The sequence below is a fragment of the Pseudomonas rhizophila genome (assembly GCF_003033885.1).
GTDB classification, from domain to species: Bacteria; Pseudomonadota; Gammaproteobacteria; order Pseudomonadales; family Pseudomonadaceae; genus Aquipseudomonas; species Aquipseudomonas rhizophila.
This window is the reverse complement of record NZ_CP024081.1, coordinates 3,306,335-3,329,348: the sequence shown is the minus strand read 5'-3', so window position 1 is coordinate 3,329,348 and position 23,014 is coordinate 3,306,335. Positions and strand designations below refer to the sequence as shown.

Sequence of the window (23,014 nt, the reverse complement as noted above, 5' to 3'; positions counted from 1 at the left end):
TTCGATAGCCGCACGGCAACGCGCGTGCGCTGAGATAGACAGCAGTTATCAGTCGTTGATCAATTTCCCCGCGCGAATCGGCGCTCGCCCGGCCACTTTCGCCTGCCAGATTCCAGGCTGGGTATAGCGCCCACGGTCCAGCGCAAACAACACGCCGCTGGTGCCGGCCCGAACAGTAGTAACCCGATCGTTCAACGGATCGACCACTTCGAACAACGGATCGCCCTGCTCCACCCACTCACCGGCCTCGCGCAGGAAGCTCACCACCCCATGATGCGGCGCGAACAGGTACTCAGTGCCTTCGAACGGAAAACCTTCACAACAGTGCGCTGGCACGGGCGGCCAGTCACCACCGATGAAACCCTGCTCGGCCAGGAACCCGAGAATGGCTTCGCAATTGGCCTGGGCCTGATCCACCCGGGTGTCGCCCATGCTGCCCAGTTCCAGCGTGGTCGCCAGGTTGGCCGGCGGGATCGCGGCCTCGGGGAAGGTCTTGGCCAGGCGCAACCAGGGCGAGGAACAGGACTCGTCGAACGAACTGCCGCCAGAGTCTTCGCACAGCAACGCCACGCCCGCCTTCAACCGCGCGGCCAGGGAGCGCCACTGCGGCCAGTGTTGCGGCAAGGCGTAGAGGTGAATCGCCGCCTCGAAGTCGCAATGCAGGTCCAGGGTGACATCGGCGTCGCAGGCATGGCGCAGCAGCAGGCGATGCAGGGCCTCGAGTTGTGAGGGCGGCGCCGGCAAATCGTCCAGCACCTGAACCATGGTCTGGCGGATCAGCGTGATATTGGCGGCCGGGTCGTCGCCCAGGCGATCACCGATGCGTTGGGCCACCGGCGCGCTGAGTTCCACGAAAGACCGATTGAAGTTCTTGCCGCTGCCCAGCTCGAAACGCCCCAGGTGCGCGCTCTGCAGATGCTGGTCCAGGCCGATGGGGTTGGCCACGGGCACCAGTTCAATCACGCCGTTGAGCAAGCCTTGGGTCTCAAGCTCGTTGAGTCGTTGTTTCAGCTCCCATGCCGTGCGCATGCCGGGCAATTCATCGGCGTGCAGGCTGGCCTGGATATACGCCTTGCGTGGACCGTGGCCGTAACGAAACACACTGAGCCGGCGCTCGGTGCCCAGGTGGCTCCATGGCAGGGTATGGTCGATGCGTTGCATGAGGAACTCCCAATAACGGTATTTCGACGGGCGCTGGGGTAAAACACTCGCCCATGAAAAAGGTGGCCGACCGGGTCAACGGCGGGCCACCTTGGTTTCAGCGATTAATGCCCGTAGACATCAAAAGCGAAGTACTTGTCCTGCACTTTCTTGTACGTGCCGTTGGCGCGGATTTGCGTGATGGCGTCGTTGAATTTCTCGGCCAGGGCCTTATCCCCCTTGCGCACCGCAATGCCGGCGCCGCCACCGAAGTATTTGGCATCTTCATAGGTCGGGCCCACGAAGGCAAAACCTTTTCCGGCGTCCGTTTTCAGGAAGCCGTCGTCGAGGTTGACCGAGTCGGCGAGCATGGCGTCGAGACGACCGGCGACCATGTCTAGGTTGGCTTCTTGCTGGGAGCTGTAACGCACCAGATTGATACCGGCGGGCACCAGCACCTCGGTGGCGAAACGGTCGTGGGTACTGGCACGCAGCACACCGACTTTCTTGCCCTTGAGTTCGGTCAGCGGGTCCTTGACGTCGCTGCCTTCCTTCATCACGAAACGCGCCGGGGTGTGGTAGTACTTGATGGTGAAGTCGACGTTTTTCTTACGATCATCGGTGATGGTCATGGACGACAGGATCGCGTCGATTTTCTTCACTTTCAGCGCTGGGATCAGGCCGTCAAATTCCTGCTCGACCCAAGTGCACTTGACCTTCATCTGTTTGCACAGCGCGTCGCCGATATCAACATCGAAACCCGTCAGCTTGCCGTCGGGGGTTTTCATCGAGAACGGCGGGTAACCGGCTTCGATTCCGAGGCGGATCGGCTTGGCGTCCTCGGCCACGGCCGACAAGGACAACACGGACAGTGCCAAGGCACCAAACATTGCTAGCTTGTTCATTTTTGCTCCTGAGTGCGCAGGTTTTTTATTAGCGGGTTATCGGCAGATTCTTAGGCAGCGTTCGGTCATTAAAAACCGAAGTGGCCGGCAGTCTAGAGGGGCACTCAGGAGGCGAATTGTGTTGAGGCGACAAATATTTATAGAAACAACCAAGCCACAGGGTTTGCACCCTGCTGGCTGGAAAGGATCAGCAGTCGCAGCCGACAGCCTGGTCCGCCGCGCATTGCACTGCGCCAGTCAGCCGGAAGCCTTCGTCCAGCCAGCCCATGACACCGCCAATCATTTCCTTGACCGGATAACCCAAGGTCGCCAGACGCACTGCCGCTTTGTTCGCGCCATTGCAATGCGGGCCCGCGCAATAGACCACAAACAGCGCGGTCTTGGGATAAGCCGCCAGCGCCTGGGCGGTCAGCGAGCGGGTTGGCAGGTTGATCGCCCCGGGCACATGCCCGCGCTCGAAAGCCAGTGGCCCGCGCACGTCCACCAGGACGAAATCGACTTCTCCAGCCTGTTGGCTGGCGTGAACGTCGGAGCAATCAGTTTCGAACGTCAGACGCCGGCTGAAATGTTGCAGGGCTAGGTCGGACGGGGCAGCAGGCACTTGGCGAACCAGGCTGGTCATGAGTGTGTACTCCACAGACAAATGAGGGGGTGAGCAGACTTTATCCGGCCGATGCTTACCGCTACAGTGGCGCACAAGACACTCTGTGGGAATTTTCCGCCATATGCAGCCCAATCCCGGTCTGGTCGCCATCCTCGCCTACGACGGCCTGTGCACCTTCGAATTCGGCATCGCCATCGAGATATTCGGCCTTGCCCGACCTGAGTTCGATTTCCTTTGGTACAAACATCGGATCGTTGCCGTCGATGACGGCCCGATGCGGGCCATGGGCGGCTTCCAGATCCTGGCCGATGGCGGCATGGAATTATTGCAAACGGCGCAAACCATCGTGGTGCCCGGCTGGCACAGTCGCGACGAACCACCGCCGCCGGCGCTGCTTGAGGCATTGCGCTGCGCCCATGCCCGGGGCGCGCGCCTGCTGTCAATCTGCTCCGGAGCTTTCGTGCTGGCCGCCGCCGGCTTGCTCGATGGGCTGGGCGCTACCACTCACTGGCGCTACACCGATGAACTGGCCAAAAGTTTTCCCGCCATCCTGGTAGACCCGGATGTGCTGTACGTGGATTCGGGGCAAGTCATTACTTCGGCCGGCAGCGCCGCGGGCATTGATGCCTGCCTGCACCTGGTGGCGCGGGATTTCGGCACCCAGGTTGCCAACGCCGTGGCGCGGCGACTGGTGATGTCACCACAACGCACGGGCGGCCAGGCGCAGTTCATTCCTTCACCGGTCAGCCGCACGCCACGCAGCGATTTGTCCGGCGTCATGCACTGGGCCCGCGAACGCCTGCACGAACCGCTCGGTGTGCGCGAACTGGCCAGCCAGGCGGCCATGAGCGAGCGAACCTTCCTGCGGCACTTCACCCAGGCCTGCGGCCTGTCGCCCAAGGCCTGGCTGCAACATGAGCGCCTGGCCCGGGCTCGCGAGTTGCTGGAAAGCACCGAAGACAACACCGACAACATCGCCCAGCTGTGCGGCTACCGCTCGGTGGAAAGCTTTCGCGTGGCATTTCGCAGTGTGGTGGGGCTGGCGCCGTCGGTGTACCGGGAGCGGTTTGGACGTGGGGCGAAGGCGGTCAGTTGACGTGGAAACTGTCGAACATTGGGGTCTGACGTATCAAGGTTTGAGTTATCAAGGTTTGCGCAACAAATAAGTATCCATGATCCATCCGTTCGCCTGCCGTGCGGCCTTGCGGGTGCGTTCGATGCTTTCAGCCACCTCCTCCAGCCGACCGGCGATCAGGATCTGATCCGGTGTGCCCACATAGGCCCCCCAGTAGATGTGCGTATCCGGATCGGATACCTGGCGATACGCATCTTCAGCATCGAGCATCACCACCACGCTTGCCGAGTCACCGACCTGCCCTGCCGCCAGCCGGCGGCCCGTGGTGATCTCCAGCGAACCGCCAATGCTGTTCAATGGCACCTTATGTTGCGCCGCGAGGGCCTGGACGCTGGTGATGCCCGCAATCACCTCGAATTCGAAGGCGCAGCGACCCGCGTCGAGAATCGACTGCAAGATACGCACGGTGCTGTCGTACAACGACGGATCGCCCCAGACCAGGAAACCGCCGCACTGCCCGTCAGACAACTGCTCTTCGATCAACCGCTCGAAGGTAGCCTGCTTCGCCCGGTTCAGATCTTCGACACTGGCGGCGTAGTCCACGTCGCCGCGTTGTCGCTCGGGGCTGTAGGCTTCGACGAAACGGTAGGTACGATCAACGATGTAGCGTTGGCAGATTTCCCGCCGCAGATCCACTAACGCCTGCTTGGCAGGCCCCTTGTCCATGAGAAAGAACACATCCACCCGATTCAAGGCTTTCACTGCCTGGATCGTCAGGTAATCCGGATCGCCGGCACCAATACCGATGACTGACAGTTTTTTCATTCGAGTGACTCCTGGCCGGGACCCTCGGTGCGCAATCGCCACACACCGTTGAAACGCAACTCGACAGTCGACAGCGGTTCGATGTCGAGACGGTTGAAGGCAGCTGCCGGACAGCCCAATACGGTCACCACGGCCGCGCGGATCACGAACGGATGAGTGACGGCCAACACATGCCCTGGCCGGCCTTCCAGGCTGGCCAACCAGTCGCTGACACGATGGTACAAGCGGGTGACGGATTCGCCGCCATGGGGAGCCGCATCGGGATCGTCGAGCCAGGCTTGCAGGGGTTGCGGTTCGACCTTGAGCAACTGGTCGATGGACAAGCCACGCCAGCGACCCAGATCGCAATCGGCCAGGTCAGCGACCACCTGGGCGTCGTCGCCGAACAGGGCGGCAGTCTGCCGGGTGCGCAACTCCGGCCCGCAGAGCAACTGCCGGACATTTCGGTAGCCGTGGCCCGGCTCCGGGCGTTTGCCCAGCCAGTCGGCATCCAGCGGTTCATCCAGGCCAAAACGCGCCTGCTTCTGGGCGACGGTGCGGGCATGGCAGATCAGGGTCAGGCGAGTGGCTTGCACACACGGTACTCAGACAGTCGAACGGGTTTCATGGAGGTGATACTCCGGCTTTTTCTTGTACAGCACCTTATATGAAATCAAATAACTGAGACAAAAAGGCGTTATGTCTTACACCGACAGAGGCATCAACTGACATATCGGATCTATGCGATTCAAGTCCCCGTCCTACAAGGCTTTCGCACTACTTTCGTGCATTTTAAACAGAACGTAAAAACCACTGGACATGTAGTACCCGCTACATAAATACTATTTTCAGGAGTTATGAAAGAAATCCAACACCCATCCAGGCAAGGAGCACGGATGCCGCCTCTTCGAGACCTGATTACCGATCCGGGCTTGGTTTTGACGCCGTCGGAACGCAAGGTCGTACGGGCCCTGCTCGATCATTACCCGCGCAACGGCCTCGGGCCGATGTCGCGCCTGGCCGATCATGCCGGGGTCAGCGACCCGACTATCGTGCGGCTGGTGAAAAAACTCGGATTTGGCGGTTATGCCGAATTCCAGGATGCGCTGCTCAGTGACATGGACCATCGCCTGCGCTCCCCTCGCACCCTGTTGCAACCGCGGGCCAAATTGCAGCAAGGCGACACCTGGAGCCAGTACCTGGCAACCAGCCAGCGCATCCTCACCGACACCCAGGCCCTGACTCAACCCGAAGACGTGCGTATTCTCGTGCAATGGCTGCTCGACAGCCGGCATCAGGTGCATTGTTTTGGCGGGCGCTTCAGCAGCTTCCTCGCCCAATACCTGCTCAACCACTTGCGCTTGCTGCGTGCGGGTTGTTTTGCCCTGGAAGACAACGCCCAGTTACCCGACCGGTTGTTCGACGTGCAGCGCCAGGATGTGGTGCTGATCTTCGATTATCGTCGCTACCAGGCCCAGGCCCAACGCGTGGCCAGCGCGGCCAAGGAGCGCCACGCGCGGGTCGTACTGTTCAGCGACGTCTACACCTCACCGCTACGGGAACTGGCCGACCTGATCATCAGCGCTCCGGTGGAATCGATCTCGGCCTTCGACAGCCTGGTGCCGGCGCTGGCCCAGGTCGAAGCGCTTATCGCCTGCCTGACCTTGCAATGCCCTGATCTGGCCGAGCGCCTGGAAGGTATCGACACCTTGCGCACGGCGTTCAACACGCACCTGCTGGAGGAAAAATAAGGATGTTCTCGCTCCCTCACCACTCCCCTCGGGATTTGCCATTCACCTGCGACCATACCGCCTTGCTGCTGGTGGACATGCAACGCGCCTGGCTGGAACCGCAATTCGATGCCCACCTGGCCACGCCCGAGGCCGACTATTTCATCCGCCGTGCCCGCCAACAGGTGATCCCCAATCAGCAGCGCCTGCTCGAAGCGGTGCGGGCGGCGCAGCAAAACGTGTTGCACACCCACATCCAGAGCCTGACTGCCGATGGTCGCGATCGCTCGCTGGACCACAAGCTGTCGGACATGCATTTGCCCAAAGACAGCCCGCAAGCCCAGATCATCGCCGAGCTGGCGCCGCGGGAAAACGAGATCGTGCTGCCCAAGACGTCTTCGGGGGTCTTCAACTCCACCAACATCGACTACGTGCTGCGCAATCTGCAGACCCGTCATCTGATCATCGCCGGCATCGTCACCGACCAGTGTGTCGACATGGCCGTGCGTGACGCCGCCGACCGCGGCTACCTGGTCACGCTGGTGGAAGATGCCTGCGCCACTTACAGCGAACAACGTCATCTGGCCTGCCTGAACGCGATCAAAGGTTATTGCTGGATCACCGATACCGACACCGTGCTCGGTCGGTTGCAGGAGATGCAGCCGTGAGCCGTCTCGATGCCGCAACGCCGCTGGCCCCGCTGCCCGTGTCCACGCTGGTCTGCACCGACCTGATCGGCGTGACCCGCGGCCGCTCGTTCCCCAGTGATGAACTGCCCCACTACGTCGACGCCGGTTGTGGCTGGGTGCCGGCCAACAGTGCGCTGACGCCCCAGGACATCATTGCATCGGTCAACCCTTGGGGGGCCTATGGCGACCTGCGACTGATCCCGGACCTGGCCAGCCGGGTCACTGTCGACAATGGCCCGGATGCCCAGGCGCCTGCCCTGGATTTCATTCATTGCGATGTGCGGGAAACCGATGGTCGGCCCTGGGCCGCTTGCCCTCGCACCTTGCTGCATGACGAAGTGCAACGTTATCGCGCCGAGCTGGGCTTGCAGGTGTTCGCCGCGTTCGAGCATGAATTCAGCCTCGATACCCCTCAACCCCAACCGGATCGCCTGGCCTTCAGCCTCCAGGCCCAGCGCCAGCAGGCCGGGTTCGCCGGATGGTTGCTCAGCGCATTGCGGGCAGGCGGCGTGGAACCGGAAATGTTCCTGCCGGAATACGGCAAGCATCAGTATGAAATCACCTGCCGCCCGACCCTGGGCGTGGCCGCCGCCGACCGTGCGGTGAACGTGCGGGAAATCACCCGGGAGATCGCCCGGCAGATGGGCCTGGATGTGAGTTTCGCCCCCAAGACTTCGGAACATGCCGTGTGCAACGGCGTGCATTTGCACATGAGCCTGCAAGACCTGGACGGCGTCCCCGTGCTGCATGATGCTGGCGGCGCCAACGGGCTGTCGGACCTGGGCCAGCACTGGGCCGCCGGGGTGCTGCACTATCTGCCCGCCCTGTGCGCGATCACCGCGCCGACACCGGTGTCCTATGAACGCCTGCAACCCCATCACTGGAGCGCGTCCTACGCCTGCCTGGGGCAACGTAACCGCGAAGCGGCGCTGCGCATCTGCCCGACGGTGAGCGTGAGCGGCAAACCGGTGGCGACCCAGTACAACCTGGAATTTCGCGCCATGGATGCCACCGCTTCGCCGCACCTGGCGCTGGCGGCGCTGTTGATCGCCGGGCGACTGGGCATCGAGCAACGGCTGGCGCTCACGGCGGTCACCGATGAAATACCCGATGAATTGAACGAAGAACACCGTCGTGCCCGTGGCATTATCGCCCTGCCGACGACCCTGGCCCAGGCGCTGGATTGCCTGCGCCACAGCGGGGCGCTGTTCGAAGCCCTGCCCGGCCCGCTGGTCGAAACCTATTTCGCCTTGAAGGCCCAGGAGCTGGCCTTGACCCAGGCGCTGTCACCTGCCGAGCTGTGTGAGCACTATGCGCGAATCTATTGAATGTGCTGAATCGGGCCTTTATACCGGGCCGGCTTATCGCCTGATCCGGGAAGACGCCGAACACCCGTTGATCCTGGTGTGTGAACACGCCGACCGCTTTATCCCCGCCGCGTTGAACGACCTTGGCCTGGATGAGACGGCGGCCCAGGAGCACATTGCCTGGGATATAGGTGCCCTGGCGCTGGCCGAACAACTGTCCGAAACCCTTGGAGCGACCTTGCTCGCGGCCAACTATTCACGGCTGCTGATCGACCTGAACCGTCCCCTTCACGTCGCCGACAGCATCCCGCACCAGAGCGAGATCTACCAGATTCCGGGCAACCAGTCCCTGGATGAGGCCACCCGTGAATATCGCCAGCGGTGCCTGTTCCATCCCTTCCATGATCGACTGCGAGCGTTGATCGACCAGCGCCTGGCCGACAACCGGACGGTGCGGGTGGTGGGCATCCACAGTTTTACGCCGGTGTTCTACGGCCAACCGCGCGCCCTGGAAGCGGGCGTGCTGTTCGGCGAGGCCAAGGACTATGCCCAGCGCATCGTCGACGGGCTAAGCCGGCACTCGCTACGGGTAGCCGGCAACCAGCCGTACAAGATCAACCCTTCGACCGATATGACGGTTCCGGTACATGGCGATGGACGCGGCCTGGATTCGGTGTTGATCGAAGTGCGCAACGACCTGCTACGCAGCCCGACAGCGGTGCAGGCCTGGAGCGCTTACCTGGCGCCATTGTTGTAGGAAAGCAGCGGCAAGGTTCGAGCGGCAAGCGACAAGCAAGAGCACACCCACACAGCTGAGAAGGAGAACGGCTTATGAGTATCGAGGCATTTGGCTATAAACAGGAATTGAAGCGCAGCCTGTCGCTGACGGACCTGGTGGTGTACGGGATGATTTTCATGATCCCCATCGCACCGTTCGGCGTGTATGGCTACGTTAACGCCGAGGCGCCGGGGATGGTGCCGTTGGCGTATATCATCGGCATGGTGGCGATGCTCTTCACGGCCTTGAGCTACGGCAGCATGGCCAGAGCTTTTCCGGTGGCCGGCTCCGTCTATTCCTATGCGCAACGGGGCCTTAACCCACACGTGGGCTTCATCGCCGGTTGGCTGATGCTGCTGGACTACCTGCTGATCCCGCCCCTGCTCTATGTCTACGCCGCCATGGCGCTGAACCATCTGTACCCGGACGTTCCCAAGGTCGGTTTCATTCTGGCATTCCTGGTCAGCGCGACCTTCGTCAACCTGCGGGGCATCACCTTCACCGCACGGATGAATATCATTTTCCTGCTGGCGCAACTAATGGTGCTGGCCATTTTCCTGTTCTACGCCTGGAATGCCTTGCAGGGGGGCGCCGGTAACGGCCAACTGACCCTGGCGCCGCTGTACAGCCCGGAACGTTTTGATTTCGCGCTGTTGATGCAGGCCGTGTCTATCGCCGTGTTGTCGTTCCTGGGCTTCGATGCCATTTCCACCCTGGCCGAAGAAATCAAGAATGATCCGGGGCGCAGCGTGGGCAAGGCGGCGTTGATCACACTGCTGGTGATGGGGGTGATTTTCGTCGTGCAGACCTGGATTGCCACCGACCTGGCGGCCGGCATGGGCTTCAAGTCCGCCGATACCGCGTTTTATGAAATCGCCGAATTGGCGGCCGGCAGTTGGCTGGCCACTTTGACCGCCGTCGCCACGGCGCTGGCCTGGGGCGTGGCTGTGGCGATTACCTCGCAAGCAGCAGTGTCGCGCCTGTTGTTCGGCATGGCCCGGGACGGCAAGCTCCCCAAGGTGCTGGCCAAGGTCCATCCGAAACACAACACCCCATACTTGAGCATCTATCTGGTAGCGGTGCTGTCGCTGTTGATCTGCTACCTGTTCATCGATGCCGTGGACACCCTGACTTCCCTGGTCAATTTCGGCGCCTTGAGCGGCTTCATGTTGTTGCATATCACCGTGATCAACCATCACTGGCGCCGCCAGCGGTCCGGCCAAGTGATTCGCCACCTGATCTGCCCTTTGATCGGCTTCGCCATCGTCGCGGCCATCATGTACAACATGGGCGTGGATGCGCAGAAGCTCGGCTTGATATGGATTGCCGCAGGCCTGGTCTATCTGGCCGTGCTCAATAAGTTCGGCACCGATACTGCCCTGCCTGACCCTGCGGGACAGTGAGGATCGGCGGTCGAAGGGGTTCGACCAGCCGTCGTCACAATGCGTGGACATCGACAGTGATCGTCAAGCCCGGTGCATGTCACCGGGCTCTTTGGAAAAGGAGTGCAATCCATGCTGGCCTTACGTCCAGTTCAATTAAGCGACCTGCCGCAACTGCAGCAACTGGCCCGTGACAGTCTGGTGGGCGTCACATCGCTTCCCGACGATACCGAACGCCTGAGGGACAAAATCCTCGATTCATGTGCCTCGTTCGAGACCGACGTGCAGAGCCCTGGCGCAGAGAATTATTTCTTCGTCCTGGAGGACCTGGCATCCGGGCAATTGACCGGCTGTTCCGAGATTCTCGCCAGCACCGGCTGCAATGAGCCGTTCTACAGCCTGCGGCATCGCCCGTTTACCAGCGAGTCCCGGGAACTGAACATCCAGCACGGCGTACCTGCGCTGTCGCTTTGCCAGGACCTCAATGGCCAGACGCTGCTGCGCGGTTTTCATATCGACGCCGGACGGGTACGCACGCCGGAATCGGAGTTGCTGTCCCGCGCGCGGCTGATGTTCATCGCCGCCCATCCGCAACGCTTTGCCGAATCAGTGATCACCGAGATCGTTGGTTTCAGCAGCGATGACGGTCAGTCGCCGTTCTGGGATGCCGTCGGCCAGCATTTTTTCGACCTGCCCTACGCCGAAGCCGAACGCTTGTGCGGTCTGCAGAGCCGCACCTTTCTCGCCGAACTGATGCCGCAATACCCGATTTATGTACCCATGCTGTCCCAGGCGGCCCAAGCCTGTATCGGCCGGGTGCATCCCGACGGCCAGGAAGCCTTCGACATCCTGGAACGCGAGGGTTTCGAAACCAACAGCTACGTGGATATCTTCGACGGCGGGCCGACACTGCATGCTCGTGTGGCGAACATCCGCTCGATCACCCAAAGCCGTATAGCCACGGCCCGACAATGCTCAGACATTGACCTCGGCGGCCGCTTCCTGCTGAGCAACGACGGCCTGGAGAATTACCGGGCCATCGTGGCCGAGCTTGACGTCAGTGCCGAGGGCACCGTGTCCCTGACACCGCAGATGCTGGCAGCACTGGGTATCACCGACGGCGAGCGGGCCCGGGTGGTTGCGTTATGAACCTGACGCGATTCCTCACCTGGCATCAGCGCCCCGATTGGCACGATGAAGGAGCTGCATCATGATTGTGCGCCCGGTCGCTCTGACGGATCTGCCCGCCTTGCTGGACCTGGCCCATTGCGCGGGCCCCGGGTTCACCAGCCTGCCGGCCAACGAAGAACGCCTGGCCCATCGAGTGCGCTGGGCCCAGCGCACCTTTGCCGGACAAGTCGAACGCGCCGATGCCGATTACCTGTTCGTGCTCGAGGACGATGACCGGCAAGTAGTCGGTATCAGCGCCCTGACCGGTGCGGTCGGGCTGCGTGAGCCCTGGTACAACTATCGAGTCGGGGTCACCGTCAGCTCCGCGCCTGAACTGGGCATCCAGCGGCAGATACCCACACTATTCCTCAACAATGAGATGACCGGGCAATCGGAGATCTGCTCCTTGTTTCTGCATCCCGAACACCGCCGCGGCCATAACGGACGCCTGCTGTCCCTGGCGCGCTTGCTGTTCGTGGCCGAGTTTTCCCAGCTGTTCGGTGAAAAACTGATCGCCGAATTGCGAGGACACGCCGACGAGCACGGCTGTTCACCGTTCTGGGACAGCCTGGGCCGGCACTTCTTCCAGAAAGACTTCAGCTACGCCGACCAATTGTCCGGCATGGGCAACAAATCCTTCATCGCCGAGCTGATGCCGCGCCAACCCCTGTACACCTGCCTGCTCACCGAACAGGCCCAGGCGGCTATCGGCAGGGCCCACCCGAATACCGAGCCGGCCCTGAAAATCCTCGGCGCCGAGGGTTTTGCCCATAAAGGCTACATCGACATTTTCGATGGCGGTCCGGTGATCGAAGCGCCAGTGGCGAAAATCCGGACCGTGCGCGACAGCCAGTCGCTGACCCTGGCCATCGGTATGCCGGACGAACAGGCACCGGTCTGGCTGATCCACAACCGACGGCTGGCGAGTTGCCGCGTTACCAGTGCCCGAGCCCACCAGCACGGTCACAGCCTGCTGGTGGACCGTCTCACGGCCAAACGTCTGCAAATGCAACCAGGTGACACGGTGCGCGCCGTGGCGTTGCTTCAACAGGGGCGGCAAGCGGTGGCGGCGTAGGCTGGGTTCGAGCACAAATACCTCATCCACTGACACGCATTAGCCTCCGCCCCCTTTGCCTGCACCTTGGTCAGCTCGATCATCGCTGACAGCCTGTCGGGATCCTCTGCAATCCGGCACACACATAGCCCATGCACATTCGTCATCATCTTTAAGCCTTGCGCGTGATAGCCTTTGGATCTTTCGGCGTTGACACTTTTGCTCAAGCCTTTCCATTCCAATGGTGGAACTCATATGCCCAGGCTTTCCCATCAAGACTTGCGTCGCAACTTTCGCCAACTGCTGGCGAGCGAAACCTGCTACCACACCGCCTCGGTGTTTGATCCGATGTCAGCGCGCATCGCCGCCGACCTGGGTTTTGAAGTAGGGATACTGGGAGGTTCGGTCGCGTCGCTGCAAGTGTTGGGGGCGCCGGACTTTGCCCTCATCACACTCAGCGAATTCGCCGAGCAGGCCACGCGCATTGGCCGCGTAGCCCAACTGCCGGTAATTGCCGACGCCGATCACGGCTATGGCAACGCCCTGAACGTGATGCGCACCATCATCGAACTCGAACGCGCCGGTGTGGCGGCCCTGACCATCGAAGACACGCTGCTGCCGGCCCAGTTCGGCCGCAAATCCACCGACCTGATCGGCGTCGCCGAAGGTGTCGGCAAGATTCGCGCAGCACTGGAAGCCCGGGTCGACCCGGAAATGGCGATCATTGCCCGCACCAACGCCGGGATCCTACCGGTCCAGGAAATCATCAGTCGGACCCAGCAATACGAACGTGCCGGCGCCGACGGGATTTGCATGGTGGGGGTGCAGGACTTCGACCATCTGGCGCAGATCAGCGAAAACCTGAGCGTGCCGTTGATGCTCGTCACCTATGGCAATCCGTTGCTGCGTGACGACAAACGCCTGGCGGAACTCGGCGTGCGCGTCACCATCGATGGTCACGGTGCCTACTTCGCCGCGATCAAGGCCACCTATGACAGCCTGCGCGAACAGCGGCAGATCTTCACCCAGGCGTCAGACCTGAGCGCCACCGAGCTGACCCACACTTACACCCAGCCCGAGGATTACATCCGCTGGGCCGAGGAATATATGAGCGTCAAGGAGTAAGCGAGCTCACCCCCACAAGATGAGCCTGTGGAAGCAAGCTTTGCTCCTACAAAGGCTCGTAGTGGGCTAACTTCCTAGCGCCCGCTGCGCAACATCTCCTTGGGCACGTACTTGCCGATTTCGAACTTGCCGATAGCGGCGCGGTGCACTTCATCCGGGCCGTCGGCCAGGCGCAAGGTGCGTTGCATGGCGTACATGTAGGCCAGCGGGAAATCGTTGGAAACCCCGGCGCCGCCGTGGATCTGGATGGCCCGGTCGATAACCTTCAAGGCCACGTTCGGCGCAACGACCTTGATCTGGGCGATCTCACTCTTGGCGACCTTATTACCGACGGTGTCCATCATGTACGCCGCTTTCAAGGTCAGCAGGCGCGCCATGTCGATTTCCATCCGTGAATCGGCGATCTTGTCGACGTTGCCGCCCAGGCGCGCCAACGGCTGGCCGAAGGCGGTGCGGCTGACGGCACGTTTGCACATCAACTCCAATGCACGCTCGGCCATGCCGATGGAACGCATGCAGTGGTGGATCCGGCCCGGGCCGAGGCGACCCTGGGCAATTTCAAAACCGCGCCCTTCGCCCAGCAAGACGTTTTCGTACGGCACCCGCACATTGTCGAACAGCACTTCGGCGTGGCCGTGAGGCGCATCGTCGTAGCCGAATACCGGCAGCGGACGTACGATTTTTACCCCTGGCGTGTCCACCGGCACCAGAATCATCGAGTGCTGGGCATGACGCGGCGCGTCGGGGTTGCTCAGGCCCATGAAGATCAGAATCTTGCAGCGCGGATCACAGGCCCCGGAGGTCCACCACTTCTTGCCGTTGATCACCCACTCGTCGCCATCGCGCTCGGCGCGGGCGGCCATGTTGGTGGCGTCCGAAGAAGCAACGTCCGGCTCGGTCATGGCGAAGGCCGAGCGGATCTCGCCGCGCAGCAGCGGTTCCAGCCAGCGTTGTTTCTGTTCTTCATTGGCGTAACGCACCAGCACTTCCATGTTGCCCGTGTCCGGCGCCGAGCAGTTGAACGGCTCCGGCCCCAGCAACGAACGGCCCATGATCTCTGCCAACGGCGCGTATTCGAGGTTGGTCAGGCCAGCGCCCAGCTCAGACTCGGGCAGGAACAGATTCCACAGCCCTTCGGCTTTGGCCTTGGCCTTGAGCTCTTCCATGATGGCGGTGGGCTGCCAGCGGTCGCCTTCGGCCACTTGTCGTTCGAACACTGCTTCAGCCGGGTATACGTAGGCGTCCATGAACGCGGTGACACGTTCACGCAGTTCCTGAACCTTGGGGGAATACGCAAAATCCATGAGAAGCACCTTCTTGGCAGAGGTTGTTTTTAGGTCATGAAATCGATGCTAGTTCAGCTACGAAAATTTACCTAACCTATTCTCGGCGTGTATTAACATTCATCACCGATATATGGTTCACTGATTTTCATCGCCACCCGGCACCTCACAACAAGCCCAAGAACAAGAGTGCAGCGCCATGAATCTGAGCAAGGTCGACCTCAACCTTTTTATCGTTTTTGACGCGATCTACACCGAAGCCAACCTGACCCGCGCTGGACAGATCGTCGGCATCACTCAGCCGGCGGTGTCCAATGCCCTGGCGCGTTTGCGTGAGACCTTCAATGACCCGCTGTTCGTGCGCACGGCCCAGGGCATGGTGCCCACGCCCATGGCCCAGAACATCATTGGCCCGGTGCGCAATGCCTTATCGTTGCTGCGAGTGTCGGTGCAGGAAAGCCGGATTTTCAATCCGCTGCAGGCGGTCAAGACCTACCGCATCAGCATGACCGACCTCACCGAAGGCGTGATCCTGCCTCTGTTGTTCCAGCGCCTGCGACGCCTGGCGCCGACCGTGGCCATCGAGAGCTTCCTGTCCAAGCGCCGTGAAACCACCAAGGAACTGGCCGCCGGTCGCCTCGACTTCGCCGTCGACGCGCCACTCAATACCGACCCGCAAGTGCGCCACGTCAAGCTGATGGAAGACCGGTACGTGTGCGCCATGCGCAAGGGGCACCCACTGGCGGGCAAGGAAAAAATCAGCCTCGATGATTACCTGGCACAGACTCATGTGCATATTTCCAGCCGCCGTAACGGTCTGGGTTATGTCGACCTGGCCCTGGGCAAGATGGGCATCCAGCGCAAGATCGCCCTACGCTCCCAGCATTACTTGATGGCGTCCCAGGTGTTGCAACAGACCGACATGGTCATGACCGTCCCCGAGCGCTTTGCCCGTCGTCACGATCTGCATGCCTTCGTGTTGCCGGTCAACGATGTGCCCCCCGTGGAAACCCATCTCTACTGGCATGAAAGCACCGACCAGGACCCGGCCAATCGCTGGATGCGCGAACAGATGATCGAGCTGTGCCAGCAGGTGACGGCGCATGAGAAGAAGCTCGACAAGGTTTAGGCGATCAAAATTGTGGGAGCGAGCCTGCTCGCGATGGCGCCGGGTCAGTCAACATTAATGCTGACAGGTATACCGCTATCGCGAGCAGGCTCGCTCCCACAAGGGGTGTGTCTGCATTGGGATCTGATTGCTTGACGTGAACGTCAACCTGCCATTAGCTTAGCGCCAGCCCCTTTCGTTTCGAGCGCTTCCATGAGCAGCCAGACCTACAGCATCTCCGACCTCGCCCGCGAACTGGATATCACCACCCGGGCCATCCGCTTCTATGAAGAGCAAGGCCTGCTGAGCCCGGAGCGACGTGGCCAGGAACGCATTTATTCGCCTCGGGACAAGGTCAGCCTGAAGCTGATCCTGCGGGGCAAGCGCATCGGTTTTTCCCTGGCCGAGTGCCGTGAACTGATCGAACTCTACGACCCCACCAGCGGCAACCAGAAACAACTGCACAGCATGCTGGCGAAGATCACCGAACGTCGGGAACAGCTCGAACAGCAACTGCTGGACATCGAACAGATGAAGCTGGAACTCGACACCGCCGAAGAACGCTGCATCCAGGCCCTGGAGCAGACGATCAAAGGTCAGGAAACCGTGCAGTAATCATTGTCATCCTCTTGATACTGGCAGCCCACTACAGGTCAATCCCCATGTCCCTTCCCTCCTTTGTACGCCTGATTGAAGTTGGCCCTCGCGACGGCCTGCAGAATGAAGCACAACCCATCAGTGTCGCCGACAAGGTGCACCTGGTGGACGCCCTGAGCGCCGCCGGCCTGGGTTATATCGAAGCCGGCAGTTTTGTCTCGCCCAAGTGGGTGCCGCAAATGGCCGGCTCCGCCGAGGTGTTCGCGCAGATACAGCGCAAACCCGGCGTCACCTATGGCGCCCTGGCGCCGAACCTGCGGGGTTTTGAAGACGCGCTGGCGGCCGGCGTGAAAGAGGTCGCCGTGTTCGCCGCCGCGTCCGAAGCATTCTCCCAGCGCAACATCAACTGTTCCATCAAGGAAAGCCTTGAGCGCTTTGCGCCGATCATGGAAGCCGCCCGGCAGAACGGTGTCAGCGTGCGCGGTTACGTCTCCTGCGTGCTGGGCTGCCCGTACGAAGGCGCGGTCAAGCCCGAACAAGTGGCGTGGGTCGCCCGCGAACTGTACGCAATGGGCTGCTACGAGGTGTCCTTGGGGGACACCATCGGCACCGGCACCGCTGGCGCCACACGCAAGATGTTCGAGGTGGTTTCGGCTGAAGTGCCCAGGGACAAGCTCGCCGGGCACTTCCACGATACCTACGGCCAAGCCATGGCCAACGTCTACGCCAGTCTGCTGGAAGGCATCGCCGTGTTCGACAGTTCTGTCGCAGGCCTGGGCGGTTGCCCGTATGCCAAGGGCGCCAGCGGTAACGTTGCCACCGAAGACGTGTTGTACCTGCTCAATGGCCTGGGCATTGAAACCGGCGTCGACCTGGACGCACTGATAGGTGCCGGCCGGCAGATCTGTGACGTGCTGGGTCGCCCTACCGGTTCGCGGGTAGCCAAGGCGCGCGCCGCACAGTGAGGTGTTACCGCTCCCGGTGTAACAGCTACGAAACGAGTAACACGGAAACAATTTGTCAGGTCTGGACGGGCGGATATTTCCGACAAAAAACCCAAATCATTGATTTATAAAGCATTTATAAAAGTTGGCACGCACCCTGCTATACCTTTTGCATAACAAAAATAAAAAATGCGATACACCCAATAAAAACAAGACGAAACGACTCTGACATAACAAAAACAACACGACAGAGGCGCAGCTAACAGATTTTTTTGGAGAGGATGGGCTTTTCAGGGTGCTTTCAGGAGCAACCCGCAACCGGGCAGAGAACAATAAAACTACCTTCAGGTAGCCCCCGAATCGGTTGGATCGCGAAGCGAAAAAGCAGGTCAGCGCTCAAAAAAATACGTTTGCTCTTGATCCCGGATGGGGATCACCAAAACAGCGGTAAAGGGTCACGGCTACTAAAAACAACAACAGGCCGCCCCTCAATAATAAAAAAAAGAGCACGTAACGACAAAATTAAAGGGGAGCTTCGGCTCCCCTTTGTGCTATCTGGGATTTGGGTTTTCCGGGGCGATGTGTCAGCCATATCACCTTGGTTGACACACCGCATTCGTGAGCAAGCCCGCTCCCACAGGGGATTTTTCTCAGCTTTCCTTTTCGCGCAGTTCTTCAATGCTGATTTCGCGCATGCGGAACTTCTGGATCTTGCCGGTCACGGTCATCGGGAACTCCTCGACGAACTTGAAATGACGTGGCGTCTTGAAGTGGGCAATGTGCTCTTTGCACCAGGCCTGCAAGGCTTGCTCGGTGGCGCTGTGGCCGGGATGGAACTTGATCCAGGCGACGATTTCTTCACCGTAGCGCGAGCACGGAATGCCGATCACTTGCACATCAGCCACTGCGGGGTGGGTGAAGAAAAATTCTTCCAGCTCACGCGGATAAATGTTCTCGCCGCCTCGGATGATCATGTCCTTGTTGCGTCCGACGATGCAGACATAACCCTCTTCGTTCATGGTCGCCAGGTCGCCAGTGTGCATCCAGCCGTCCTGATCGATGGCGTCAGCAGTGCCGCTAGGGTTGTCCCAGTAGCCGAGCATCACGCTGTAGCCACGGGTACACAACTCGCCGATGGTGCCACGGGCAACGATATTGCCGGCCTCGTCGACGATCTTGCTCTCCAACTGCGGCTGGGTACGGCCAACGGTGGTCACGCGCAATTCCAGTTCGTCTGAAGGACCGGTCTGCAACGACACAGGACTGGTTTCCGTCATGCCGTAGGCAATCTGCACTTCGGCCATGTGCATCTCGTTGATGACCCGGCGCATCACCTCAATAGGGCAAGTGGCCCCGGCCATGATCCCGGTGCGCAGGCTGGACAAATCAAAATCGCCTCGTTGCGGCTGGTCCAGCATGGCGATGAACATGGTGGGCACGCCATACAGCGCCGTGGCTTTTTCTTCGGCCACGGTACGCAGGGTCAGCAACGGATCGAAGGCGTCGTTGGGGTAGATCATGGTGCTGCCGTGGGTCATGCAGCCCAGATTGCCCATGACCATGCCGAAACAATGGTAGAGCGGTACCGGGATCACCAGCCGGTCGCTCGCCGTCAGACCCAGGCTTTCGCCGACCATGTAACCATTGTTGAGGATGTTGTGATGGCTGAGGGTCGCGCCCTTGGGGAACCCGGTGGTGCCGGAGGTGTACTGGATATTCACCGGGTCATCATGATGCAGGCTGGCCTGGCGCTCGACCAGTTGCTCAGGCAAAACCGCAGCGCCAAGGGCTGCCAGTTGTGACCAGGGTAAAAAGCCTGACGGTGGTTGGGCGTCCAGACTGATCACGCCTCGTAGCAGCGGCAGACGCTCGCTGTGCAACTGGCCTATCGATTGCTCCGCCAGTTCAGGCGCGAGCGCTTGCACCATGGCGTGATAATCCGAAGTTTTGAACGCTGCGGCGCAGACCAGCCATTGGCAACCTGACTGCTTGAGCACGTATTCGAGTTCGGAACTGCGATACGCCGGGTTGATGTTGACCAGAATGACACCGATCTTCGCACTGGCGAACTGGCTGATGCACCACTGAGCACAGTTGGGGGCCCACACGCCAAGACGGTCGCCGGCTTTCAAGCCCAGCGCCAACAGGGCTCGGGCATGCAAGTCGACGGCTTCGGCCAGTTGCCGCCAGGTATAACGCAGCGATTGATGGCGAACCACCAACGCCTCGCCATCGGGATACCGGGCCACAGTCTGATCAAAGGCCTCGCCGATGGTGTGCGCCAGCAGAGTCTTGTCCTGGGAGCCGCGGGTGTAGCTGAGCTGCGATTGCGAACCGGGTTGATCCATGATGACCCCTCTTGTCTTTATTAGTGGGTGTATCGGTGAACCTGCTGACTCAAGCGCACTTACTTTGGCGTAAGTTGACGTTAACGTAAAGGGTGATTGACAGCCATTCGTCACAGGCTTACGTTAACGTAAAGGTGAGAGCCAATCCCCCCTCTCCACACCCGACAAAAAAGCCAAAAGGTGTCCCATGAGCTACCCATCCCTGAACTTTGCCCTCGGCGAAACCATCGACATGCTCCGTGATCAGGTGCAGGCCTTCGTCAAAGCCGAGCTAGCGCCACGGGCCGCCCAGATAGACATCGACAACCTGTTCCCTGCCGACATGTGGCGCAAATTCGGCGACATGGGCCTGCTGGGCATCACCGTCCCGGAAGAATATGGCGGCGCTGGCCTGGGTTATCTGGCCCACGTGGTGACAATGGAAGAAATCAGCCGCGGCTCGGCCTCGGTCGCCCTCTCCTACGGCGCCCACTCCAACCTCTGCGTCAACCAGATCAACCGCAACGGCAATCACGAACAGAAAACCAAGTACCTGCCCAAGCTGATCAGCGGCGAACACATCGGCGCACTGGCCATGAGCGAACCCAACGCCGGCTCTGACGTGGTGTCGATGAAGTTGCGGGCCGACAAGCGCGGCGACCACTACGTGCTCAACGGCAGCAAGACCTGGATCACCAACGGTCCCGACGCCAACACCTACGTGATCTACGCCAAGACTGACCTGGAAAAAGGCCCCCACGGTATTACTGCTTTCATCGTCGAGCGCGACTGGAAGGGCTTCAGTCGCAGCAACAAATTCGACAAGCTCGGCATGCGCGGCTCCAACACCTGCGAGTTGTTTTTCGATGACGTCGAAGTCCCGGAAGAGAACATCCTCGGGGTGCTCAATGGTGGCGTGAAGGTACTGATGAGCGGCCTCGATTACGAGCGTGTCGTGCTGTCGGGCGGCCCTACCGGGATCATGCAGGCCTGCATGGACCTGATCGTGCCGTACATCCACGACCGCAAGCAGTTCGGCCAGAGCATCGGCGAATTCCAGTTGATCCAGGGCAAAGTCGCGGACATGTACACCCAGCTCAACGCCAGCCGAGCCTATCTCTATGCCGTGGCCCAAGCCTGCGAGCGCGGCGAAACCACCCGCAAGGACGCCGCCGGGGTCATCCTCTACAGCGCCGAACGCGCCACGCAGATGGCCCTCGACGCGATCCAGATTCTGGGGGGTAACGGCTACATCAATGAATTCCCCGCCGGTCGCCTGCTGCGTGACGCCAAGCTGTACGAAATCGGTGCTGGTACCAGTGAGATTCGCCGGATGTTGATCGGTCGTGAACTGTTCAACGAAACCCGCTAAACGGAGCTGTCCATGGCCACGCTGCATACCCAGCTCAATCCGCGCTCAGCGGAATTTATTGCCAACCGCGAGGCGATGCTCAAACAGGTCGACGCTTTGCACACCCTGCTCGCTCAGGTTCAACAAGGTGGCGGCCCCAAGGCGCAGGAGCGCCACACCTCGCGGGGCAAACTGCTGCCCCGTGAGCGCATCAATCGCTTGCTCGATCCGGGTTCGCCGTTTCTCGAGATCAGCCAATTGGCAGCTTACGAGGTGTATGGCGAAGACGTGCCGGCCGCTGGCGTGATTGCCGGGGTCGGCCGGGTGGAAGGCGTCGAGTGCATGATTGTCGCCAACGATGCCACCGTAAAAGGTGGTTCGTATTACCCGCTGACCGTGAAAAAGCACCTGCGCGCGCAGACCATCGCTCAACAGAACCGTTTGCCGTGCATATACCTGGTGGACTCCGGCGGCGCCAACCTGCCGCGCCAGGACGAAGTGTTTCCCGACCGTGAGCACTTCGGGCGGATCTTCTTCAATCAGGCGAACATGAGCGCCATGGGCATTCCACAAATTGCCGTGGTCATGGGCTCCTGCACCGCCGGTGGCGCCTATGTGCCGGCGATGGCCGACGAAGCGATCATGGTTCGCCAGCAAGCCACGATCTTCCTGGCCGGCCCACCGCTGGTGAAAGCGGCCACCGGAGAGGTGGTCAGTGCTGAAGACCTGGGCGGTGCCGATGTGCACTGCAAGATCTCCGGCGTCGCCGATCACTACGCCGACAGCGATGAACACGCCCTGGCCATTGCCCGCCGCAGCATTGCCAACCTCAACTGGCACAAGCTCGGCGAAGTGCAGCAACGTGCCCCCATCGCCCCGCTGTATTCGAGCGACGAGCTGTACGGCGTGGTTTCGGCGGACGCCAAGCAGCCGTTTGACGTGCGTGAAGTGATTGCGCGGCTGGTGGACGGTTCGGTGTTCGATGAGTTCAAGGCGCTGTTCGGGACGACGCTGGTCTGCGGTTTTGCTCACTTGCACGGCTACCCGATCGCGATTCTCGCCAACAATGGCATCCTCTTCGCCGAAGCCGCGCAAAAAGGCGCGCACTTTATCGAGCTGGCCTGTCAACGCGGTATCCCGCTGCTGTTCCTGCAAAACATCACGGGGTTCATGGTCGGGCAGAAATACGAAGCCGGCGGCATTGCCAAACACGGCGCGAAGCTGGTGACGGCGGTGGCCTGCGCCAAGGTGCCGAAATTCACGGTCATCATCGGCGGTAGCTTTGGTGCCGGCAACTATGGCATGTGCGGCCGCGCCTACGACCCACGGTTCCTGTGGATGTGGCCGAATGCGCGGATTGGCGTGATGGGTGCCGAACAGGCCGCCGGCGTACTGGTGCAGGTCAAGCGCGAACAGGCCGAACGTAGCGGCCATCCGTTCAGCGCCGCCCAGGAAGCTGAAATCAAACAACCGATTCTCGATCAGTACGAAGAGCAGGGCCACCCCTACTATTCCAGCGCGAGGCTGTGGGACGACGGGGTCATCGACCCGGCCCAGACCCGCGATGTACTGGGCCTGGCCTTGTCCGCGTCATTGAACGCGCCCATCGAACCGAGCCGCTTCGGCGTGTTCCGGATGTAA

The 23,014-nt window shown here is 60.8% G+C and carries 21 protein-coding genes; 14 read left to right on the top strand and 7 right to left on the bottom strand.

Going from position 1 to position 23,014, the window contains the following annotated elements; translation table 11 throughout:
* Positions 1-48: 48 nt before the first annotated feature.
* The 3 genes from CRX69_RS15525 to CRX69_RS15515 form a co-directional block, all read right to left on the bottom strand.
* The gene (locus tag CRX69_RS15525) at positions 49-1,161 is read right to left on the bottom strand and encodes a M14 family metallopeptidase (protein WP_107322291.1); all 1,113 of its coding nucleotides are present in this window, start codon (positions 1,159-1,161) and stop codon (positions 49-51) included.
* 104 nt (positions 1,162-1,265) lie between these two features.
* On the bottom strand, positions 1,266-2,045 hold the full coding sequence (locus tag CRX69_RS15520; protein ID WP_107322290.1) for an ABC transporter substrate-binding protein: 780 nt from the start codon (positions 2,043-2,045) through the stop codon (positions 1,266-1,268).
* Between the two features lie 187 nt (positions 2,046-2,232).
* A complete protein-coding gene (locus CRX69_RS15515) occupies positions 2,233-2,667 on the bottom strand; it encodes a rhodanese-like domain-containing protein (protein ID WP_047228451.1) in 435 nt (144 codons plus the stop codon).
* A gap of 103 nt (positions 2,668-2,770) precedes the next feature.
* Here CRX69_RS15515 and ftrA point away from each other — a divergent pair, with 103 nt between their 5' ends.
* Positions 2,771-3,745 carry a transcriptional regulator FtrA gene (ftrA, locus tag CRX69_RS15510; RefSeq protein WP_047228452.1) on the top strand — a complete coding sequence of 325 codons (975 nt, stop codon included), beginning with the start codon at positions 2,771-2,773 and terminating at the stop codon, positions 3,743-3,745.
* A gap of 48 nt (positions 3,746-3,793) precedes the next feature.
* Here ftrA and cobF read toward each other — a convergent pair whose 3' ends face one another.
* Together cobF and CRX69_RS15500 are read right to left on the bottom strand one after the other, a co-directional pair.
* Positions 3,794-4,549, bottom strand: a complete 756-nt coding sequence (cobF, locus tag CRX69_RS15505) for a precorrin-6A synthase (deacetylating) (RefSeq protein ID WP_047228453.1) — start codon at positions 4,547-4,549, stop codon at positions 3,794-3,796.
* Positions 4,546-5,124 carry a histidine phosphatase family protein gene (locus tag CRX69_RS15500; RefSeq protein WP_047228454.1) on the bottom strand — a complete coding sequence of 193 codons (579 nt, stop codon included), beginning with the start codon at positions 5,122-5,124 and terminating at the stop codon, positions 4,546-4,548. The genes cobF and CRX69_RS15500 overlap by 4 nt, the downstream gene beginning before the upstream one ends.
* 300 nt (positions 5,125-5,424) lie before the next feature.
* On the opposite strand from CRX69_RS15500, the gene CRX69_RS15495 reads away from it, so the two are divergent.
* From CRX69_RS15495 to CRX69_RS15455, 8 genes are all read left to right on the top strand, one after another.
* Complete coding sequence (locus CRX69_RS15495; RefSeq protein ID WP_047228455.1) at positions 5,425-6,279, top strand: MurR/RpiR family transcriptional regulator; 855 nt, start codon at positions 5,425-5,427, stop codon at positions 6,277-6,279.
* Positions 6,280-6,281: 2 nt separating this feature from the next.
* A complete protein-coding gene (locus CRX69_RS15490) occupies positions 6,282-6,926 on the top strand; it encodes a cysteine hydrolase family protein (protein WP_076383986.1) in 645 nt (214 codons plus the stop codon).
* Positions 6,923-8,275, top strand: a complete 1,353-nt coding sequence (locus CRX69_RS15485) for a type I glutamate--ammonia ligase (protein ID WP_076383985.1) — start codon at positions 6,923-6,925, stop codon at positions 8,273-8,275. Before CRX69_RS15490 ends, CRX69_RS15485 begins: the two co-directional genes overlap by 4 nt.
* Positions 8,259-9,011, top strand: coding sequence for an N-formylglutamate amidohydrolase (locus tag CRX69_RS15480; protein ID WP_047228458.1), 753 nt, complete (start codon positions 8,259-8,261; stop codon positions 9,009-9,011). The genes CRX69_RS15485 and CRX69_RS15480 overlap by 17 nt, the downstream gene beginning before the upstream one ends.
* A 74-nt stretch (positions 9,012-9,085) precedes the next feature.
* Positions 9,086-10,435, top strand: a complete 1,350-nt coding sequence (locus CRX69_RS15475) for an APC family permease (RefSeq protein WP_076383984.1) — start codon at positions 9,086-9,088, stop codon at positions 10,433-10,435.
* A gap of 111 nt (positions 10,436-10,546) precedes the next feature.
* Positions 10,547-11,563 carry an arginine N-succinyltransferase gene (locus tag CRX69_RS15470; RefSeq protein WP_047228460.1) on the top strand — a complete coding sequence of 339 codons (1,017 nt, stop codon included), beginning with the start codon at positions 10,547-10,549 and terminating at the stop codon, positions 11,561-11,563.
* A 61-nt stretch (positions 11,564-11,624) separates the two neighbouring features.
* Positions 11,625-12,659, top strand: a complete 1,035-nt coding sequence (gene astA, locus CRX69_RS15465; RefSeq protein WP_047228461.1) for an arginine N-succinyltransferase — start codon at positions 11,625-11,627, stop codon at positions 12,657-12,659.
* A 234-nt stretch (positions 12,660-12,893) separates the two neighbouring features.
* Entirely contained in the window at positions 12,894-13,763 is an 870-nt protein-coding gene (locus CRX69_RS15455) for an isocitrate lyase/PEP mutase family protein (protein ID WP_047228462.1), read from the top strand.
* Positions 13,764-13,837: 74 nt separating this feature from the next.
* Here CRX69_RS15455 and CRX69_RS15450 read toward each other — a convergent pair whose 3' ends face one another.
* The gene (locus tag CRX69_RS15450) at positions 13,838-15,067 is read right to left on the bottom strand and encodes an acyl-CoA dehydrogenase (protein ID WP_047228463.1); all 1,230 of its coding nucleotides are present in this window, start codon (positions 15,065-15,067) and stop codon (positions 13,838-13,840) included.
* 178 nt (positions 15,068-15,245) lie between these two features.
* On the opposite strand from CRX69_RS15450, the gene CRX69_RS15445 reads away from it, so the two are divergent.
* The 3 genes from CRX69_RS15445 to CRX69_RS15435 all read left to right on the top strand — a co-directional run bounded on the left by CRX69_RS15445 (position 15,246) and on the right by CRX69_RS15435 (position 17,716).
* Positions 15,246-16,175: a LysR family transcriptional regulator gene (locus CRX69_RS15445; RefSeq protein WP_047228464.1), complete on the top strand. Its 930-nt coding sequence runs from the start codon at positions 15,246-15,248 to the stop codon at positions 16,173-16,175.
* 192 nt (positions 16,176-16,367) lie between these two features.
* On the top strand, positions 16,368-16,769 hold the full coding sequence (locus CRX69_RS15440; protein ID WP_047228465.1) for a MerR family transcriptional regulator: 402 nt from the start codon (positions 16,368-16,370) through the stop codon (positions 16,767-16,769).
* Positions 16,770-16,816: 47 nt separating this feature from the next.
* A complete protein-coding gene (locus tag CRX69_RS15435; protein WP_107322288.1) occupies positions 16,817-17,716 on the top strand; it encodes a hydroxymethylglutaryl-CoA lyase in 900 nt (299 codons plus the stop codon).
* 629 nt (positions 17,717-18,345) lie between these two features.
* Here the strand turns inward: CRX69_RS15435 and CRX69_RS15430 are convergent.
* On the bottom strand, positions 18,346-20,043 hold the full coding sequence (locus CRX69_RS15430; RefSeq protein WP_107322287.1) for an AMP-binding protein: 1,698 nt from the start codon (positions 20,041-20,043) through the stop codon (positions 18,346-18,348).
* Positions 20,044-20,230: 187 nt separating this feature from the next.
* Here CRX69_RS15430 and CRX69_RS15425 point away from each other — a divergent pair, with 187 nt between their 5' ends.
* Positions 20,231-21,394 carry an isovaleryl-CoA dehydrogenase gene (locus CRX69_RS15425; RefSeq protein WP_047228468.1) on the top strand — a complete coding sequence of 388 codons (1,164 nt, stop codon included), beginning with the start codon at positions 20,231-20,233 and terminating at the stop codon, positions 21,392-21,394.
* 12 nt (positions 21,395-21,406) lie between these two features.
* Positions 21,407-23,014, top strand: a complete 1,608-nt coding sequence (locus CRX69_RS15420) for a carboxyl transferase domain-containing protein (RefSeq protein ID WP_107322286.1) — start codon at positions 21,407-21,409, stop codon at positions 23,012-23,014.

Excerpts from the sequence above, each read along its gene's own strand:
- CRX69_RS15525 (WP_107322291.1), bottom strand. The coding sequence starts at position 1,161 with ATGCAACGCATCGACCATACCCTGCCATGGAGCCACCTGGGCACCGAG.
- CRX69_RS15520 (WP_107322290.1), bottom strand. The coding sequence starts at position 2,045 with ATGAACAAGCTAGCAATGTTTGGTGCCTTGGCACTGTCCGTGTTGTCC.
- CRX69_RS15515 (WP_047228451.1), bottom strand. The coding sequence starts at position 2,667 with ATGACCAGCCTGGTTCGCCAAGTGCCTGCTGCCCCGTCCGACCTAGCC.
- ftrA (WP_047228452.1), top strand. The coding sequence starts at position 2,771 with ATGCAGCCCAATCCCGGTCTGGTCGCCATCCTCGCCTACGACGGCCTG.
- cobF (WP_047228453.1), bottom strand. The coding sequence starts at position 4,549 with ATGAAAAAACTGTCAGTCATCGGTATTGGTGCCGGCGATCCGGATTAC.
- CRX69_RS15495 (WP_047228455.1), top strand. The coding sequence starts at position 5,425 with ATGCCGCCTCTTCGAGACCTGATTACCGATCCGGGCTTGGTTTTGACG.
- CRX69_RS15490 (WP_076383986.1), top strand. The coding sequence starts at position 6,282 with ATGTTCTCGCTCCCTCACCACTCCCCTCGGGATTTGCCATTCACCTGC.
- CRX69_RS15480 (WP_047228458.1), top strand. The coding sequence starts at position 8,259 with ATGCGCGAATCTATTGAATGTGCTGAATCGGGCCTTTATACCGGGCCG.
- CRX69_RS15475 (WP_076383984.1), top strand. The coding sequence starts at position 9,086 with ATGAGTATCGAGGCATTTGGCTATAAACAGGAATTGAAGCGCAGCCTG.
- CRX69_RS15470 (WP_047228460.1), top strand. The coding sequence starts at position 10,547 with ATGCTGGCCTTACGTCCAGTTCAATTAAGCGACCTGCCGCAACTGCAG.
- astA (WP_047228461.1), top strand. The coding sequence starts at position 11,625 with ATGATTGTGCGCCCGGTCGCTCTGACGGATCTGCCCGCCTTGCTGGAC.
- CRX69_RS15455 (WP_047228462.1), top strand. The coding sequence starts at position 12,894 with ATGCCCAGGCTTTCCCATCAAGACTTGCGTCGCAACTTTCGCCAACTG.
- CRX69_RS15450 (WP_047228463.1), bottom strand. The coding sequence starts at position 15,067 with ATGGATTTTGCGTATTCCCCCAAGGTTCAGGAACTGCGTGAACGTGTC.
- CRX69_RS15445 (WP_047228464.1), top strand. The coding sequence starts at position 15,246 with ATGAATCTGAGCAAGGTCGACCTCAACCTTTTTATCGTTTTTGACGCG.
- CRX69_RS15440 (WP_047228465.1), top strand. The coding sequence starts at position 16,368 with ATGAGCAGCCAGACCTACAGCATCTCCGACCTCGCCCGCGAACTGGAT.
- CRX69_RS15435 (WP_107322288.1), top strand. The coding sequence starts at position 16,817 with ATGTCCCTTCCCTCCTTTGTACGCCTGATTGAAGTTGGCCCTCGCGAC.
- CRX69_RS15430 (WP_107322287.1), bottom strand. The coding sequence starts at position 20,043 with ATGGATCAACCCGGTTCGCAATCGCAGCTCAGCTACACCCGCGGCTCC.
- CRX69_RS15425 (WP_047228468.1), top strand. The coding sequence starts at position 20,231 with ATGAGCTACCCATCCCTGAACTTTGCCCTCGGCGAAACCATCGACATG.
- CRX69_RS15420 (WP_107322286.1), top strand. The coding sequence starts at position 21,407 with ATGGCCACGCTGCATACCCAGCTCAATCCGCGCTCAGCGGAATTTATT.